The sequence below is a fragment of the Vibrio sp. vnigr-6D03 genome, assembly GCF_002835515.1.
Classification (GTDB): domain Bacteria; phylum Pseudomonadota; class Gammaproteobacteria; order Enterobacterales; family Vibrionaceae; genus Vibrio; species Vibrio penaeicida.
Genome location: NZ_PIZL01000022.1, coordinates 1 through 15552, shown reverse-complemented (window position 1 = coordinate 15552; position 15552 = coordinate 1). Strand labels below are relative to the sequence as shown.

The window sequence follows — 15552 nt, the reverse complement described above, 5'->3', positions numbered from 1 at the left end:
GAGAAGCCTCAAATTAAAAAGAGAAGGAAAGCGTTAAAGCGCTCTTCCTTCTCTTTTATTACGAAATCAAATAATAGTCTGCGATTAGCAATAAGTTTGTTGTACAACGTTACCGAATACGATCAGTCGGTTTCGAAATGCAAACTCATGTATGTCGCCATTATCTTGTCGACATCGATTTTTGTCAGCCCCTGATTAAAGATGTCTAACCATTTTTCACCTTGCTCACCTCGGTTAAACGCAATGTACAAATGTTTGTTCACCAGGGGCTTTTTATTCATTTGCACTTTGTCTTTCACTTTCGAAACATTCTCATCATGCAGCTTTAGGAACTTCAAAACATTTTCATCAATGACTGCAACATCTAATCGATCATCAGCCACTTTGAGTACATTCTGTTTATCAGTGAGAACAGAAACAGCCGACAATTGACCGCTTTGTATCATGTCGTCAAATTCAATGGTATTTCGGTACCCATTTACAACGCCTATCTTATAAGGAACCAAATCTGTCAAAGCACGCCATTTAATTGGATCGTCTTTCTGTTCAACAAACCCGAGCATGCCGCTTCCCATAGTGTCGGAAAACAGCAACTTATTGGTTCTAAAATAGTAAGCAGGGAAATAGCCGGCGTACCGCTCGTTATTTTTTGCAAGGGATACCGCTCGGTTCCAAGGATAAAACTCAACTTCAAGCTGGTGCCCCATGGCGGCAAAAGCAGCTCGAGCGACAGCCACACTGGCACCTTGCTCGGCAAGATTCTCTCCCGTATAGGGAGGCCAATACAATGATGTTAGCCGTACAGTGTCGGCCACTGTATAGCATGACAAAACTGAGGCAGCACTAAACATGCAGCCCAGCCAAAGCCTTTTAAATTTTAGGTTCATTTTTCTAGCAACTAACTTTTATGGTGAGGTCAAATCAATAATCGTTCGACCTTCGGGTTTTATAATTTTTAAGGTGTTTTTCCAATGCTTATCTATAAGCCTCTGCATTAAACCACTGTCTTTTGCATGGTTCAATGCCCTTTCGATAAGCACTTGATGTTCTAACGACAATTCACTCATGTAGAACACCATACTGCGATCATACTTTAGAATCAGGCTCTCTTCGATGTCTAATTGATGTTGAGCTTCAGCTTCTGCAACAACCTCGTGCATGCCTCTGGGGAAGTAGTTTACCCCGCCATCTACACTGAGCATTTCGTACAATTGTCTCCATTCACCATCTTTAACATGGTAAGAAAGCTTGTTAGCATTCCAAACATCAATATCGTACCAATTTGCCCCTAAACCTGCGACAAAACCCAGCTTACGAAACTCTTCAAGAGTCGATATTTCATTGTATCGAGCTTGAGCGCCTTTCGGGATAAGTAACACTCTCTGTCCAATCATGCCTTCAGTGAGTGGAACATCGATTATGTGGTATTTAGCATCACGTTCTGGCGTTTTAACTAACCAATACATAGAGAGCTGGTTTTTATTCAGCATATGCACGGCACGTTTCTGAGGTGTATGTCTAGAAGGTGTGACAATATTGAGTTGTACTCCTTGCGCTTTTAATGATTCTACTAAAAGCTCATGAAAGTAGGATTGACCATTATCACTAAATGCTGGCAACGTCAGAGTGACTTTGTTGACAGCCATTGAGTTGGTTGAAACACTGCATGAAAATAAGATGCTTACCACCCAGTGAAAACGGTTCATTCTACCTTCCTTATTCAATCCCTTATTGTTTACTATATACCTTAATAAGCTCTATGCTTACTTGCTGGACACTTTTAGAGCCTAAAATTATTAAGGTTGAGTGCTTTTCAGCTTTATTGCAGGATCTTGTGGCGAAAGTGGCGCAGGCTTTCCAAGGTAGAACCCTTGAAACATGTCAATGTCAAGATGAGCCAGCTTATCTAGTTGTTCTTTCGTCTCTAACCCCTCAAGTATGACTTGCGCACCAATGCTTTTTGCTAACTCAATCGAATCAACTAGGTCTAGATCATCGCGATTAATAAAGTTATCGAGCAAAGATTTATCCAGTTTGATGATGGAAGGAAGCAAGATTTTTGCCCGAGAAGCATTCGAAGCACATTGCCCAAAGTCATCCATCGCAACGGTAATTCCGTATTCACTTAATACTTTTGCCCCATTAAGAATCTCTTGTATGTTTCCTTCATCAAACTCCATGATTTCATAAACCAGCTGAGATGGGTGCAGAGAGAACATTTGCAAAAAACTCAATAGGATTTGAATAGACTTCGCATCATGTGACAACACCTGAAAAACGAGCGGTGAGGCATTGATAAAGATTTTTTTATCGCTTTTCCCTGATTGAGCAAAGTTTCTAAGATGAATACTGGCACATAGAAGTGAGGTATTAATGATATCGATGAAGCTCAGTGAAGGGTCTCTGAAGAAAAGATCCGGTCTTATAATATTTGAAGTTTCATCTTTGATTCGCACCAACCCCTCATAACCAAACACATTACCATCTGTTGTTTTAATAGGCTGAAATACACTAGAAAAGGTATAACCTTGGTATACAGCACATAGAAATCCGTCTTCGTTCCTAAACAAATGTTTCTGAAAGTCTTCGGGATTAGAAAGGTACATGCAATCAGTCCAATAGATAGGGTTTAGTATCAAAACATTATGCGTCTGCGTTTTTGCAAAATCAAATACCCAAATCTCAATTTTGGATACGATAACTCTTTGTTTTCCTTATTTTGGGGTTAAATTAGTATTTCGTCAGGCTTGGTCAAAAACAGGCATGGCTTCGACAAAGATATGACTATCAAATTCGCATAACCTCATTAATCCCATTTAACACCACACTCTATCGTTTAATTTATAAATAGTCAGAGATTCTCATTTTTAAAAGTAAAGTTTTAGGTAAATCAAATCTATTAATGAGCCGTTTAGAAAACATTATGATTACTTAAACGTAATAGAAACATCTTGCAATACTTTATTGCTCAATTTTTGTTAACTTACTTCCATTTATTATTTACAGAAAATGTCGTTATCCCTATCCTTTCAGATTAGTTTCCCCATCTAATTTTCGATATTGAGCTCTGTCATTATGAAAAAACCTATGACTTCTTTTTTAGCTTCAAAAGCACTACTCGTGCTAGCGAGTTTAATCTCAATGCCCGTGCTCTCTGTAGAAAATAGAGATATCAAACTGAATAATAAACCTTTTATTGTTGGTGCCGTGTCTGAAAAAGTTAAATCTCGGATTAAATGGAGTCTTCCATTAGCTGACTACCTTGCAAATTCCTTAAAGGAATATGGCTATACACATGGGGAAGTTGTCGTTGTACCAACACTAGAAGAAATGTCTCAACAGCTTAAGAATGGGCATGTTCATCTCGTACCAGCAACGGTTTACAGCGCGCTAATTTATGAAAATAGAATAGATGCAAATATACTTGTAAGACGTTGGAAAAAAGGTAGATCAACCTATCACTCTATAATATTTGGTAGAAATGATGAGCAAAATCTAAATTTCAGTGAGCTTAATGGGAAAACAATTCTTTTTGAAAAACCAAGTTCAAACAGTTCATTCTTTATACCTGCTGTAGCACTTATTGGTCAGGGATATGAATTGCAGTACCTTGAGAGCCATGCTGAGAAGCCAGATCCAGACAAAATTGGGTACATGTTTATGAATCAACAGCTTAAACAATCCAATGAAATAAACATATCGTCTTGGGTTTACCAGCAACGTGCCGACCTTGGTGCTTTTAGTGACAGAAACTGGAATTCAACAGAAGATCTTCCAAATAGAATTAAACAATCCGTCGAAATTGTATATGAATCATCCCTTTATCCTCGAGACCTTATGATATCGTCACCTTCTTTATCAACAGAAGTGAATTTAGCGATTAAAAATACATTAAAGACAATGCATTTGGACACCAGTGCTAAAACAACGCTTTTGCGGTTTCAGAAAACGTCACAATTCGATGAGTTAAACCAAGAAATGTTAGATGTCATTGATGAAGCTCGCCGGCACCTTCCTAAAATTGAAGCATTGCAAAAATGAGTCGTTTTTCTTCGATAAGGCTTAGCACAAGATACATTATCGCGACTGCGAGTATTATCGCTGCGCTCTCTATTAGCCACTTTGTGCTTCAGCAAAAATTATATACCCAGCACACAGAGAGTATTATCGAAGAACTCAATAACCATACTCGCACGAGTTTGAGTCAGCAGCTTGAACTTAGGGGCAAGTCCATTGCTCACTATCTTGCGGAGCATCTGTTTGATCCGCTGTATAATTTTAATTTAGAAGCAACCTACTTAGCCATTCAACCTGCAATTTCGCAGCAAGAAGTGAAGAAAGTTCATGTCATTGATCAAAATGGCAAAATCTTCCATGACGGTACGGAATCAATGCTTCTTTTTGGTGCTACACCACCCAATGAATCGTCGATAAAACTGTCCATCGAAAAGAATACCGCTTTCATTAAACAAACTAATTCTGAACTAATCTACATTCAGCCGATATCCCAGTCAGGTGTGTCAATGGGGGCTGTCTATATAGAATTAAGTTTGGACAAGTTACTCACCGATATTTCCGCGAACCAAGTTGTCATTGGCGATGTGTATGAAAAGAATATACACAGCTTATATCGAAGCCATTTTTGGGTTACGACAGTCAGTTTCATTGTAAGCCTTTTTCTTGCTGCGTTAATGGCTCGGTCACTTACTCAACCCATTAGAAAGCTCACTGCTCATATACAAGAAACAGGTCAAGGGAACTTTCGTTCGATGCCAGCGCTGCGTCGTTCTGATGAAATAGGGAAACTTGTGACCGCCTATAATGACATGGGTATGCGTATCGAAAAGCATACCGAAGACATCCGTTTCATGGCCTATCACGATGCCTTAACAGGGTTACCTAATCGTTCTTGCTTTATTAAGCATGTGAACCAACTTATCACATCTGAAAGTCATGACAATATTGATCTTTTCTTTATAGATTTGGATGAGTTCAAGCAAGTCAACGACCATTTTGGTCATGCGTCTGGCGACCATTTACTCGAAATCGTTTCATCTCGACTAGCCCGTGAAGTGGGGTTCAGCTTTGTAGAGCCCACATCGAATATGGTTGCTCGTCTTGGTGGTGATGAATTCCTAATTTGTTGCACAGGCTTGAGTGGTGAACAACGTGAGCATATGGCTAATAATATTCTGGATACTTTGCAAAAAGGAATATTAATTGAAAGCGACTCCATTGTCGCTGGAGGAAGTATTGGACTCGCTTCTTTCCCTCAACACGGGCTCGATGCAGATACATTAATTAAAAATGCCGATATAGCGATGTATCACGCAAAAGATCGGGGTAAAAATACATACAGTTTGTTCACTCATGCCATGAACAAGAAAATTGAACAAAGGATAGACATAGAACAAGAGCTAAGAAAAGCTCTGACCGATCCAAGTCAATTTGAGCTGTGGTATCAACCCAAAATCGACATGAACTCGGGGAAAATCATTGGTGCTGAAGCGTTGGTGCGCTGGCGCCACCCTACTCGCGGTATCATTATGCCCGATCAGTTCATCCCAATAGCAGAAAATACGGATATGATTTTGCCTTTGGGCTCACATTTGATCGACCTCGCCTGTAATCAAATAGTGAAGTGGGAAGACAACCAAATTACTCCCGACTTTTACCTAACAATAAATCTGTCTGCAAAACAACTTTACAGGCAAGACATTGGGGCGATTTTGGCAAAAAGCATGATGAAGGCAGGATGCAAGCCAAACCAACTTCAGCTCGAAGTAACAGAGAGTCAGCTATTGCATGATATTGATGCAGCAAGAGATATCATTCGAGGCCTAAGAGAGCATGGTATTCAAGTTCTCCTAGATGACTTTGGAACAGGTTACGCTTCGCTGAGTTATTTACAGAAACTCCAATTTGATGGCGTGAAAATCGATCGATCATTTGTGTCCAACATGCACACCAATGCAAACAACCGCTCGTTAGTGAAAGCCATTGTGTCGATGGCACGCAGTTTAGGTATGAAAACCGTAGCCGAAGGCATAGAGACTCAAGAGCAAGCAGAGTATATAAAAAAAATCAATTGCGATATTGGGCAAGGGTTTTATTACTCAAAAGCTCTCCCTCCATCAGAGTTCACTCAAGAGTGGTTACTTCCATCTTTGGACTCCAGTGAACAAAGTTAAGCTTGTGCAGGCAACTAACTGCATTGCTATTAACGCTATTGCGGTTGCTTGCACGTAGCTAAACCACCACCTACATGGCGAGGATTTGGTATAATGGGTGTAATAATCGCGCCATATTGTCTTTTGATATTTTTCACAATGAGTTTTGAACGTTAACGTATTCATATCATTTTTGTTAATCAATGCGTCTCTATGTTCAAAAGGCTTTTGGTGATCTGTCTGGTCCCGTATTCAAACTTGATACTCAGCGATACGCTTTCCCTTTCTGAAAACCCGAATAAACTTGCACCCCCAGCGTCTGGAAATATCTTTCTAGAAGGTAAACCGTTATCAGGAATTACCGTAATCAGGGAAGTCCAAACGTTAGGAAAGATTGTCGATATTGTAAAAACCGATGAAAACGGTGCCTTTTATTTTCGTCCTTTTCACTACGATTTTCTGATACCGACTAAAGATGGAAATACGCTCAAGGCCATTATTACCATTACAGCAGAAAAAGGTAATAGCAAAAAAGCACTCTGGTCTTCAGAACACACTGGCATTAACTACCTACCCTTTATGAAACCAGCCATGTCCACGATGACGTGTGATTTTAACAATGGTGTCAGCCAAATAGAGTTTCAATCGCACTTTGAACAAGCAAAACGTACGCGAGTTAAGAGTATTTGCCAGTTCCAAAACAACAAAAGCCCTACTATGTAGGGCTTTGAACAAAATTCTAGGGTTCGTTTATAGTCTACGGAATTGCTTAACCAATTGTCCTTGGGAGCTTAGATTGCTTACAAGACCTTCACATTCATCGCGTGTATCGCTCGCCAGTATGTTTGTCGCAGAGCACACTTCACTGATTGACTGCACACTTGAATTCATGTCTTCCGTCACTCTCGCCATTTCCTCTACCGCCGTAGCAATTTGGCTGTTTCTATCCGAAATATCTGAAACCTGTCCCATCAACGTATCAAGTTTGTTTCCTGATACTTCTGCGCTTTCAACACACTGTTTAGATAACCCATTACCTTCTTGCATAGCATTAACGGCGCTTTGGGTACTGGTTTGAATTTGGGTAATAACCGACTGAATTTCTTCTGTCGACTCGTGGCTTCGTTGAGCCAAGGTTCGTACTTCATCTGCAACGACTGCAAAACCACGACCTTGTTCACCTGCACGCGCGGCCTCAATAGCTGCGTTTAACGCAAGTAAGTTAGTTTGCTCTGCAATGCCTTGAATAACTGTTAGCACATCTCCGATGGTTTTTCCGTGTGCTTCAAGCTCGCTAAACAGACCTGAAGCTTCATCTAACTGAGCGGACAACTGATGGATTGCGCCTTTAGTTTGGCTAACGGCCTCTAACCCTTCAGATGCCGCCGTACTGGCATTCGTGGTTGCTTCACTGGCGCTTTGCGCGTTTTCAGCAATTTCGTTCGCAGTCGCGTGCATCTGGTTAACAGCGGCGGCGACTTGCTCGGTCTCTGCCGTTTGTCCTTCTAAATTGGACGCAGTTGTATCGCAGTTATTGGATGAGGATTGCGCTGCTTCTCCGATCTGTTCGTTCGAATCCTGAATCCGTCCTACCACAGCATTCAGTTCTGACTGTCTCATTTTGAGAGCCAGTTGTATTTCAGAAATGTCATCAATATGGTCGGTATACACCAGCTCCATCAATGGGTTATCGAATACTTTTCTCGACTCTGTACTGAGTGCTTCTAATCGTCTTGATACTTGGTATACCGCAATAATGGACAGCAATAGTAATGCCCATACTCCAACACCAGGCATGAAAGTGTCGGCAACAGCAGAGATAATGGCTGCCGGCACGAATAGCATAGCAGCGCGCTGCCACAGCCTTGTTCGTGGCAGCTTCAGTTTAAACGGTGTTTTACCATTACGAATTTGCGCGTAGACTTTCTCTGCGTTGTCCACGTGTTTTCTATCGGGACAAAGACGAACAGATTGGTATTCAACGACTTGACCATTTTCTTTGATTGGAGATGCAAATGCGTCCACCCAATAATGATCACCGTTACTGCATCGATTTTTAACGAGTCCCATCCATGACTTACCAGCTTTCAAGTGGTCCCACATATCTCTAAAAGCTTCTGGGGGCATGTCTGGGTGCCTCACCATATTATGCGGTTCGCCAACCATTTCATCTAACGAATACCCTGCCACTTCACAAAATTCTTTACTGGCGTACTTGATGTGACTGCTTGTTGATGTCACTGATAACAAATTGTAGCTCTTGGGGTACGTTACTTCTTTCTGTGTTACGGGTTGATTTACACGCATATAAACCTCAGTTTTAAGTCATACTTTCCAATCGAAACGTTCAATAACGCTTTGTTTAGCAAAATCTAATTTCATTATTATTAATAGCTCTAGTATTTCTATAGACGCAAAGTTAATTAAACTCAAATTACCGCATGGCTATTTTTTAAAAATCAGTTTAATTTAGCTCGATTCACTCAAATAGAAGCCAATTAAACTCCTTATTTAAGTAAGGGAATTAATATTAAGCATCTCTAATTAATAAGATTAAAAAGTAAACAGCCAGAATCTCTCTTTACTAAAAATCTCCCTCTAAAAACCCAAGCTCGGCACGAAACGTTAAAATATTCGTCACTTCTAAACTTCCTCTAGAACTCTTACACACACTTACAATTCATGCATGCCAACATCCCGTGTAACCAAAGAAATAAAATAGAATTATGTTTCCATGATCGCAGGTTGACCAAAATTAAAGTCTAAACATTATATTTTATAAAAATATCACTCTGACAAACCTCACTTTAATCGCTTAAGAGAGAAACCTTTCACAGATATGCGACCAGTTGTTTATGGAACATTTATTCGAATGCGTACAATATTAAAAAATGTTTCTAAAACGTTTCGTGATAATGGCAAAAGGCGTCTAGTATGCGAGCATATGAAGCTTTCGAATTACTTCATAACCCAATTTGGATTTTTGACCTCGACAGTAAACAAGTTGTATGGGCTAACAAACCGGCACTTCTTCTTTGGGAAAGCAAATCTTTACAAGAACTTGTTGATCGAGATTTGCGCGCTTCAATGTCGAAGGCTGTCGAAGCAACACTAGAGCAATACCGGAAGAAATTTCAAAACAACGAAAAGATTCGTACATGGTGGAGCTTCACTCCAAAACACAAGCTTAAGTGTGCTTTATGCGTATTTTCCGGTATTGAAATCGAGCCAGACCGTACAGCCATGTTGGTAGAAGTTGTTGCGGAGCAAAATAGCTTAAAGCGCGATATCGCCTTTTCCGGTGGCGGACGTCTATCCTTGCTTTTTGATGACAAAGGCGAACTGATCAGTGCGAATGAAGCCTTTCGGCTCACTTTTAATTCTAACTTCCAAAGCTTAGGGGATTTCCTTTCTAGTCAATCTAGAGCAAAGCAGTGGATTCGAACTGCATCTTCAAAGCAAGAATTAAAAGATGAAATCTCTTTTAATTTAGATGGAAAGCCTCATCACTTCGAAATTTCAGCGCAATGGTTGGCCGATAACAATCAGCTTTTACTTAATCTAACTGATATCACCGAAAAAAAGCAGCGTTTGGAAGAAGCGCGGTTCAATGCTCATCACGATTATCTCACTGGTCTTTTTAACCGCCGAGGTATGTTGGATGTTATCTCCGAATATGTGATTCAAAAAGTCCCATTCGTTCTTGCCTTCCTTGATCTAGATGGCTTTAAGCTAGTTAATGACACCTATGGTCATGGCGTTGGTGATGAACTTTTAAAATCAGTCACGAGAAGGCTTAAAGAGATTGTCGACCCATCTTGCTCATTGGGTCGATTTGGTGGAGATGAGTTTGTTGTTCTTTTTCCTGAACAAAGCAAACATCAAGTAGATAATAAACTTCATCAAATTATACAAATGGCGAGTATCGACTACTCTATCCCAAATATAGGTGAACTCTCGATCACCTCAAGCATCGGAGCTAGCCATTTCCCGACAGATTGTCAAAACGTTGAAGAGCTGATCAAGCAAGCTGGTATGGCGATGCATTATGCTAAAAGTGAAGGTCGAAATAGGTTTGAACTGTTTTCGTCTGAACTCTCCTACTCTTTAAATCGAAAAGTACTCATCAGAAACCGTTTGACTAAAGCATTCGATAAGCGCGCATTTAAGTTGGTCTTTCAGCCAATAGTACAAACTGAAAATACAAAAATTAAAGGGGTTGAAGTACTTCTGCGTTGGGATGACAGCGAGTTGGGCTCTGTCCACCCAGAAGAATTCATTCCTATTGCAGAAGAAACAGGGCAAATCGTTGAGATAGCAAATTGGGTATTCGATGAGGTAGGAAGAACACTCTCAAAATGGAAGCCCTCTCTTCCTGAAGAATTCATTGTGAGTATCAATGTTTCGCAAATTCAGCTTAATTCTTCTTTGCATACCAGGCTCAAAGCCTTACTTCATCAATATGGTTTATCAGGAAAGAATTTAGCGCTAGAGATTGCTGAACCTTCTATGGCGCTTAAACATGCCGATTGCGTAAAGTGGCTAGAAAATATCAAAGAGTTAGGCGTCAATATTTTCCTCGATAATTTTGGGACAGGTTACTCCTCTCTTGCGTCATTAGATTTACTTCCTATAGATGCAATTAAACTCGACAAGCGCTTTACAAGCCATAAAAACGACCTAGACCAAGAGGAAATTACAAATAAGACTGTCCTCAAAGCCTCGGCAACTTTATGTAATGCCTTGAAGTTAGACCTTATTGCTGTGGGAGTCGAAACAGATGAACAAAAACAGCTTCTTTCTCAACTAGGCTGTCGCTATATCCAAGGCTACTTAGTGAGTAAGCCACTAAGCAAAACCACTGTAGAGCAACGATTTCTAAATGTTATTGATGCGGAGGCTTAATTATCCTATGCGGGCATTAGCCCTTAGTCTAAGGGGGCGATAAGCCTTTGCTGCTATAACTCTTACGTGCCGAATGAAATGAAAAGAAAACTACCTGTTTCCTTAGACTTATGTCTAACAATTCGCTCAACAAGACATTGATTTAGATCATGAATCTTCACCAACCAATTGGGATAAAGTAGCCACCAGTCCCACACGTTGTGTGTAGGTTTCCTAAAACACCAGTAGGTGTTTATTTTTTAAGCTCAGGTCTATGCGGGCTCCTGAGCTTTCTTTTTTCCCCTTATCTTCTCTCTTCTCTCTTCTCTCTTCTCTCTTCTCTCAAGCATAAATTTCAACGAGATAAGAAATAAGAGTCAAAGAGCATTCTCTGCAAATACTTATACCCAAACGCCTTCTGTGTTAACTTGCTTATTCCTTTCGAAATCACGTCAAACTGAAAAGGACAGCAATGTTTGAGCAGGTCGTCAGTATAATATTTCCGGTATTTGCACTTGTTTTAGTAGGGTTTATCGTCGCGAAATGGCAGAAGCCCGATTTCAAGCCTATTAACCGCATAAACATGGATGTGTTTACACCCGCACTCGTTTTTTCATCGCTTTCTGCGATGCCTTTGGACGAGCAACAATTTCCCTTAATTGGTGCGGCACTGATCGCGATATTGGTTCCCGGTATTCTCATGGTTCCAATATGCAAATTGGCTGGTTTGAATTTCAAAGCTTGGGCGCCACCGCATATGTTTAGAAATAGCGGTAATCTTGCCATTCCTTTATTCACTTACACTTTTGGTGACACAGCTTTAGCACCCGCGGTTTTGCTGTTTGTTATGTCGGCGTGCACACACATCAGCGTTGGATTGGCATTATTGAGTAATGGAAACCCGTTCAAACAGGTTATTAAGATGCCTGTCTTTCTGGCTGCCGCTCTCGCGATGCTCGTGAACCTTGCAGACATTCAGGTTTGGCAGCCTTTTTACAACGCCACCACTTTGCTTGGGCAGGCTGCTATTCCTGTTATGCTACTGTCGCTAGGGTCTCAAATGTGCTTCATGCGTTTATCAGGATTAAGAGCTGGAATCATTTGTACGCTTCAATCACTGGGAACAGGAGCCATTGCTCTTCTATTGATTTATTGGCTTGTACCGTTACCCACTATGCAACTTCAAATGATGGTGCTTTTTAGCATGCTCCCACCTGCCGTCATGAACTACCTGTTTGCAGAGCGATTTGATGTGGAACCTAGAAACGTAGCGTCGATGGTATTGTTCGCAAACTTTTTCAGTTTGATTACTCTACCGTTGCTTCTTATGTTTGCTCTATCTATTGGTTCACCCTAAGGTGAACCATTGAGCCTGTTGTTGTTCGGTATGGTACGTCCAAGCAACAAAACGAGTAATCTTTTGCCCGTGAGTCATTTCTATAATCCTCACTTCAAAAGCACCGAGTTTTTCTAACGTTTTTCTTAACGACCTTACGTTTTCTTTTTTGGACACTAGCGTCGTAAACCACAGGCATTGGCGAGCGAACTTTTTACTTTCGTAAGCCATGTTTTTAATAAACAAAACTTCTCCACCTGGACACCATAGCTCGGCTTTTTGACCGCCGAAATTGAGCTTAGAGTGAACCTCTTTCTTTGTAGCACCTCGCTTTTTACGATTCTCTGCCAAGTTTTTTAGCTTCCTCTCACTGCCTTTATTCGCTTCTTCTAGCGATTTATGAAATGGAGGGTTGCACATGGTGAAATCGATACGCTCTTTGACATCAATGATGTTTTCAAAGTATTTCTTAGGGTCTTTCTGTAATTTAACTGAAAGTTTCCCTTTCAAAATGGCGTTATTTTTAGCGATATTTTTAACGTTAGAAATGGATATAGGGTCTATATCGCTCGCGCGCATTGCCCAGTTGTATTGGCTTATAGCCACAATGGGATAGACAGCATTTGCTCCAGTTCCGATATCTAGCCCATTAATTTGATAGCTTTTCGTCTTATCAGTAAACAAATCGGCAATGTGATGAAGATAATCCGCTCTTCCAGGAAGCGGTGGACAAAGAAATCCGTCAGGTATGCTCCAATTTGTGACACTGTAATGGTGAGCAAGTAACGCCCTGTTTAACATGATGACGGCTTTGTCATCGGAAAAATTGATGGATAAGTCACCCTTTATGTTTTTGATAACATAGGGTTTCAATTCAGGAAGGGTTTTAACAAGCGCAGAGAAGTTATATTTACCTTTGTGCGAGTTACGTTTGTGTAAAGCACCAAAGCGCTTCTTTACAACCTTTGTCTCTGAGGTGCTATTTGTGTTTGATGTTTTATTAAGTTTTGAAGACACAAATTAACCTTTTTTATTTGTTTGAGATTTTTGGTGAAGCAGTTCTTGAGCTGTAAGCTCTTGCTGATTGAGTTCTTGCTGATTGAGACCTTGATGAGTTAGCTCTTGGTGAATGAGATACAAACGCGCATCAAGTTCTAGCTGATGATATTCCGGTTCCATGTGGCAACATAACTGATAGAAAGCCTTATTGTGCTCTTTCTCTTTTATATGAGCCAACTCATGCACCACCAGCATTCTCAAAAATGGCTCTGGAGACTGCCGAAATAGACTGGCAATTCGAATTTCATTTTTTGATTTAATTTTGCCGCCGTGCACTTTAGATACATAGGTATGAAGACCGAGCGCATTGTTCACCATATGGATCTTTTTGTCATAAACCACCTTTCTCAAAGGCGACGACTTTTTGAGATACCTATTTTTAAATTCCATTGTGTATTCAAAAAGCACTTTGTCGGACGTAATGGAATGATTGCTCGGGTAGCGTTGCTTCAACCATACACCAAGCTTTCCTTGCTGAATAAGTTGCTCTACTTGATCGAGAATAGGCTCTGGATAACCTTGGATATAGCGAAGGTGCGTACTCATAATCTCCTTTACCATGCATTTTAATTTCTAAGGAATTGTCGACGTAAATTTGAGTGCGCGACATTTTATACTTTTAGCAACACTTACCCAAGCAAGAAGTTAACAGATGCGCTTCCATAGATAAGCTCTTACAGATAATCTCCCATATAAACAGGATTCACTACAAATAAAAACCCCAGCCAAAGTGCTGAGGTTACTTCTATAATACACCGAATTGGTGTTATTGAATCTACACCTGAAATGAAGGGCGAGAAGATATTTTATCGAACCATGACTTAATAGACGGATATTCATCAAATACATCCAGCTCTAAGCCATTCGCTGCAAAGCTAATAAAAATGTGCCCTGTGATGTCTACGATTGTAAAGCGGCCACCCGCAATGTAATCCGATTCACTGAGGCGTTTCTCAAGCTTGGGTAGAAAACTGGCTACGCGGCTTTTCGACTCTGCACCCCATACTTCTACGCACGTTTCGCGATCGCTATATATCCCGGTTAGGTTTCTGAATGCTTGAAAGCCTGTGTATAGCCCTTCGAATTCGACCACTCGGTGCCACATCTCGATTTGAGCTTCTTCTAGGGCATCTTTTCCAAAAAGTGCAAACTCATTGTCGTTAACGCCATCTAAATAGCGGCAGATAGCCACACTTTCACTAATAAAGTCACCAGAATCGAGCTCCAGTAATGGCACCTTTTCGTTTAAAGATTTCGCTAAATATTCTGGTGTTAGGTTATCACCAGCTTTGACATTAAGTTGCTGCTTTTCGATATCAACTCCCAATTCTTTCAGAAAGATAGAAACACGACGGCTACTCGGTGTCATGGCAGTTTCATAAAGTTTCATTTTTATCACCTTAAATTGCTAAACGTTCGTTTAGATATAAACTACATAATATCTAAACGATCGGTCAAGTATTAATTTTCTATTTTAAAGATGTTATACTCACCGGATGCACAGTGAGAGTAACCATGCCTAGAAAGAGTAATTTTGATAAACAAGAAAAACTGATCGATGCTATGAACCTTTTTTGGCAAAAAGGGTATGCAAATACCTCGATTGCAGATTTAGTCGAGACGCTTGGTATTAATCGCTTCAGTCTTTACAACACCTATGGTGACAAACAAGCACTGTATTACTCAGCTCTTGATTTTTATCTCCAGAACATTTCGTTTCCTTCAATGAAGAATCTCATTGAAGACGATGCAGACCTTGTAACTATAGAAGAATTTTTAACGCGCTTTGCTCGAATTCAGAAAGATCAGAAAAGCGGATGCTTCATGCAAAACGCCCTGATGGAGCATGGCGGTAATGACAATACGGTGAAAAACCGAGGTGAAGGTGTTTTTGATTTACTTCTTAGTAATTTCAAACGTGCGCTAGAAAACGCCAAATTGAAGCACCAAATTGCTGAAAGCTGTAACACAGAAGCACTTGCTTCGCTTTTACTCACACAAGTTCAGGGAGTGAGGGTTTTGGGCAAAGCAAGAGCGTATGCAGAGTTAGAGCAAGCTGTTGATGCACTCTTTGTTCTTATAAAATGTATTAGTTCCGACTAG

Annotated in this window: 12 protein-coding genes and 1 pseudogene; 6 read left to right on the top strand and 7 right to left on the bottom strand. The window is 40.4% G+C overall.

Going from position 1 to position 15552, the window contains the following annotated elements; genetic code table 11:
- Positions 1–122: 122 nt before the first annotated feature.
- The 3 genes from CW749_RS18595 to CW749_RS18585 form a co-directional block, all read right to left on the bottom strand.
- Positions 123–851, bottom strand: coding sequence for an ABC transporter substrate-binding protein (locus CW749_RS18595; RefSeq protein ID WP_180958448.1), 729 nt, complete (start codon positions 849–851; stop codon positions 123–125).
- A 54-nt stretch (positions 852–905) separates the two neighbouring features.
- Positions 906–1706: a hypothetical protein gene (locus CW749_RS18590; protein ID WP_101113774.1), complete on the bottom strand. Its 801-nt coding sequence runs from the start codon at positions 1704–1706 to the stop codon at positions 906–908.
- Between the two features lie 90 nt (positions 1707–1796).
- Positions 1797–2606, bottom strand: a complete 810-nt coding sequence (locus CW749_RS18585; protein WP_101113773.1) for an EAL domain-containing protein — start codon at positions 2604–2606, stop codon at positions 1797–1799.
- Positions 2607–3075: 469 nt separating this feature from the next.
- Between CW749_RS18585 and CW749_RS18580 the strand changes: the two genes are divergently transcribed.
- From CW749_RS18580 to CW749_RS18570, 3 genes are all read left to right on the top strand, one after another.
- Complete coding sequence (locus CW749_RS18580; protein ID WP_101113772.1) at positions 3076–4041, top strand: PhnD/SsuA/transferrin family substrate-binding protein; 966 nt, start codon at positions 3076–3078, stop codon at positions 4039–4041.
- Positions 4038–6191: an EAL domain-containing protein gene (locus CW749_RS18575; protein WP_101113771.1), complete on the top strand. Its 2154-nt coding sequence runs from the start codon at positions 4038–4040 to the stop codon at positions 6189–6191. Before CW749_RS18580 ends, CW749_RS18575 begins: the two co-directional genes overlap by 4 nt.
- Before the next feature lie 192 nt (positions 6192–6383).
- A complete protein-coding gene (locus CW749_RS18570) occupies positions 6384–6893 on the top strand; it encodes a DUF6795 domain-containing protein (RefSeq protein WP_101113770.1) in 510 nt (169 codons plus the stop codon).
- 27 nt (positions 6894–6920) lie between these two features.
- Here the strand turns inward: CW749_RS18570 and CW749_RS18565 are convergent, their stop codons facing one another.
- A complete protein-coding gene (locus tag CW749_RS18565; RefSeq protein WP_101113769.1) occupies positions 6921–8477 on the bottom strand; it encodes a PAS domain-containing methyl-accepting chemotaxis protein in 1557 nt (518 codons plus the stop codon).
- 627 nt (positions 8478–9104) lie between these two features.
- Between CW749_RS18565 and CW749_RS18560 the strand changes: the two genes are divergently transcribed.
- Positions 9105–11075, top strand: a complete 1971-nt coding sequence (locus tag CW749_RS18560) for an EAL domain-containing protein (RefSeq protein WP_101113768.1) — start codon at positions 9105–9107, stop codon at positions 11073–11075.
- A gap of 451 nt (positions 11076–11526) precedes the next feature.
- A complete protein-coding gene (locus CW749_RS18555) occupies positions 11527–12411 on the top strand; it encodes an AEC family transporter (protein ID WP_101113767.1) in 885 nt (294 codons plus the stop codon).
- Here the strand turns inward: CW749_RS18555 and rlmF are convergent.
- From rlmF to CW749_RS18545, 3 genes and pseudogenes are all read right to left on the bottom strand, one after another.
- Entirely contained in the window at positions 12403–13407 is a 1005-nt protein-coding gene (rlmF, locus tag CW749_RS18550; protein WP_180958442.1) for a 23S rRNA (adenine(1618)-N(6))-methyltransferase RlmF, read from the bottom strand. The genes CW749_RS18555 and rlmF overlap by 9 nt on opposite strands.
- A 99-nt stretch (positions 13408–13506) precedes the next feature.
- Positions 13507–13995 (bottom strand): annotated as a pseudogene (locus tag CW749_RS28240) (M48 family metallopeptidase); the annotation flags it as partial.
- A gap of 229 nt (positions 13996–14224) precedes the next feature.
- Complete coding sequence (locus CW749_RS18545) at positions 14225–14839, bottom strand: glutathione S-transferase (RefSeq protein ID WP_101113766.1); 615 nt, start codon at positions 14837–14839, stop codon at positions 14225–14227.
- A 125-nt stretch (positions 14840–14964) separates the two neighbouring features.
- Here CW749_RS18545 and CW749_RS18540 point away from each other — a divergent pair, with 125 nt between their 5' ends.
- Positions 14965–15552, top strand: coding sequence for a TetR/AcrR family transcriptional regulator (locus tag CW749_RS18540; protein WP_101113765.1), 588 nt, complete (start codon positions 14965–14967; stop codon positions 15550–15552).

Coding starts and splice junctions, on each gene's coding strand:
- CW749_RS18585 (WP_101113773.1), bottom strand. CDS start 2,606: ATGTACCTTTCTAATCCCGAAGACTTTCAGAAACATTTGTTTAGGAAC.
- CW749_RS18540 (WP_101113765.1), top strand. CDS start 14,965: ATGCCTAGAAAGAGTAATTTTGATAAACAAGAAAAACTGATCGATGCT.
- CW749_RS18555 (WP_101113767.1), top strand. CDS start 11,527: ATGTTTGAGCAGGTCGTCAGTATAATATTTCCGGTATTTGCACTTGTT.
- CW749_RS18565 (WP_101113769.1), bottom strand. CDS start 8,477: ATGCGTGTAAATCAACCCGTAACACAGAAAGAAGTAACGTACCCCAAG.
- CW749_RS18570 (WP_101113770.1), top strand. CDS start 6,384: ATGTTCAAAAGGCTTTTGGTGATCTGTCTGGTCCCGTATTCAAACTTG.
- CW749_RS18595 (WP_180958448.1), bottom strand. CDS start 851: ATGTTTAGTGCTGCCTCAGTTTTGTCATGCTATACAGTGGCCGACACT.
- CW749_RS18580 (WP_101113772.1), top strand. CDS start 3,076: ATGAAAAAACCTATGACTTCTTTTTTAGCTTCAAAAGCACTACTCGTG.
- CW749_RS18545 (WP_101113766.1), bottom strand. CDS start 14,839: ATGAAACTTTATGAAACTGCCATGACACCGAGTAGCCGTCGTGTTTCT.
- CW749_RS18575 (WP_101113771.1), top strand. CDS start 4,038: ATGAGTCGTTTTTCTTCGATAAGGCTTAGCACAAGATACATTATCGCG.
- CW749_RS18560 (WP_101113768.1), top strand. CDS start 9,105: ATGCGAGCATATGAAGCTTTCGAATTACTTCATAACCCAATTTGGATT.
- CW749_RS18590 (WP_101113774.1), bottom strand. CDS start 1,706: ATGAACCGTTTTCACTGGGTGGTAAGCATCTTATTTTCATGCAGTGTT.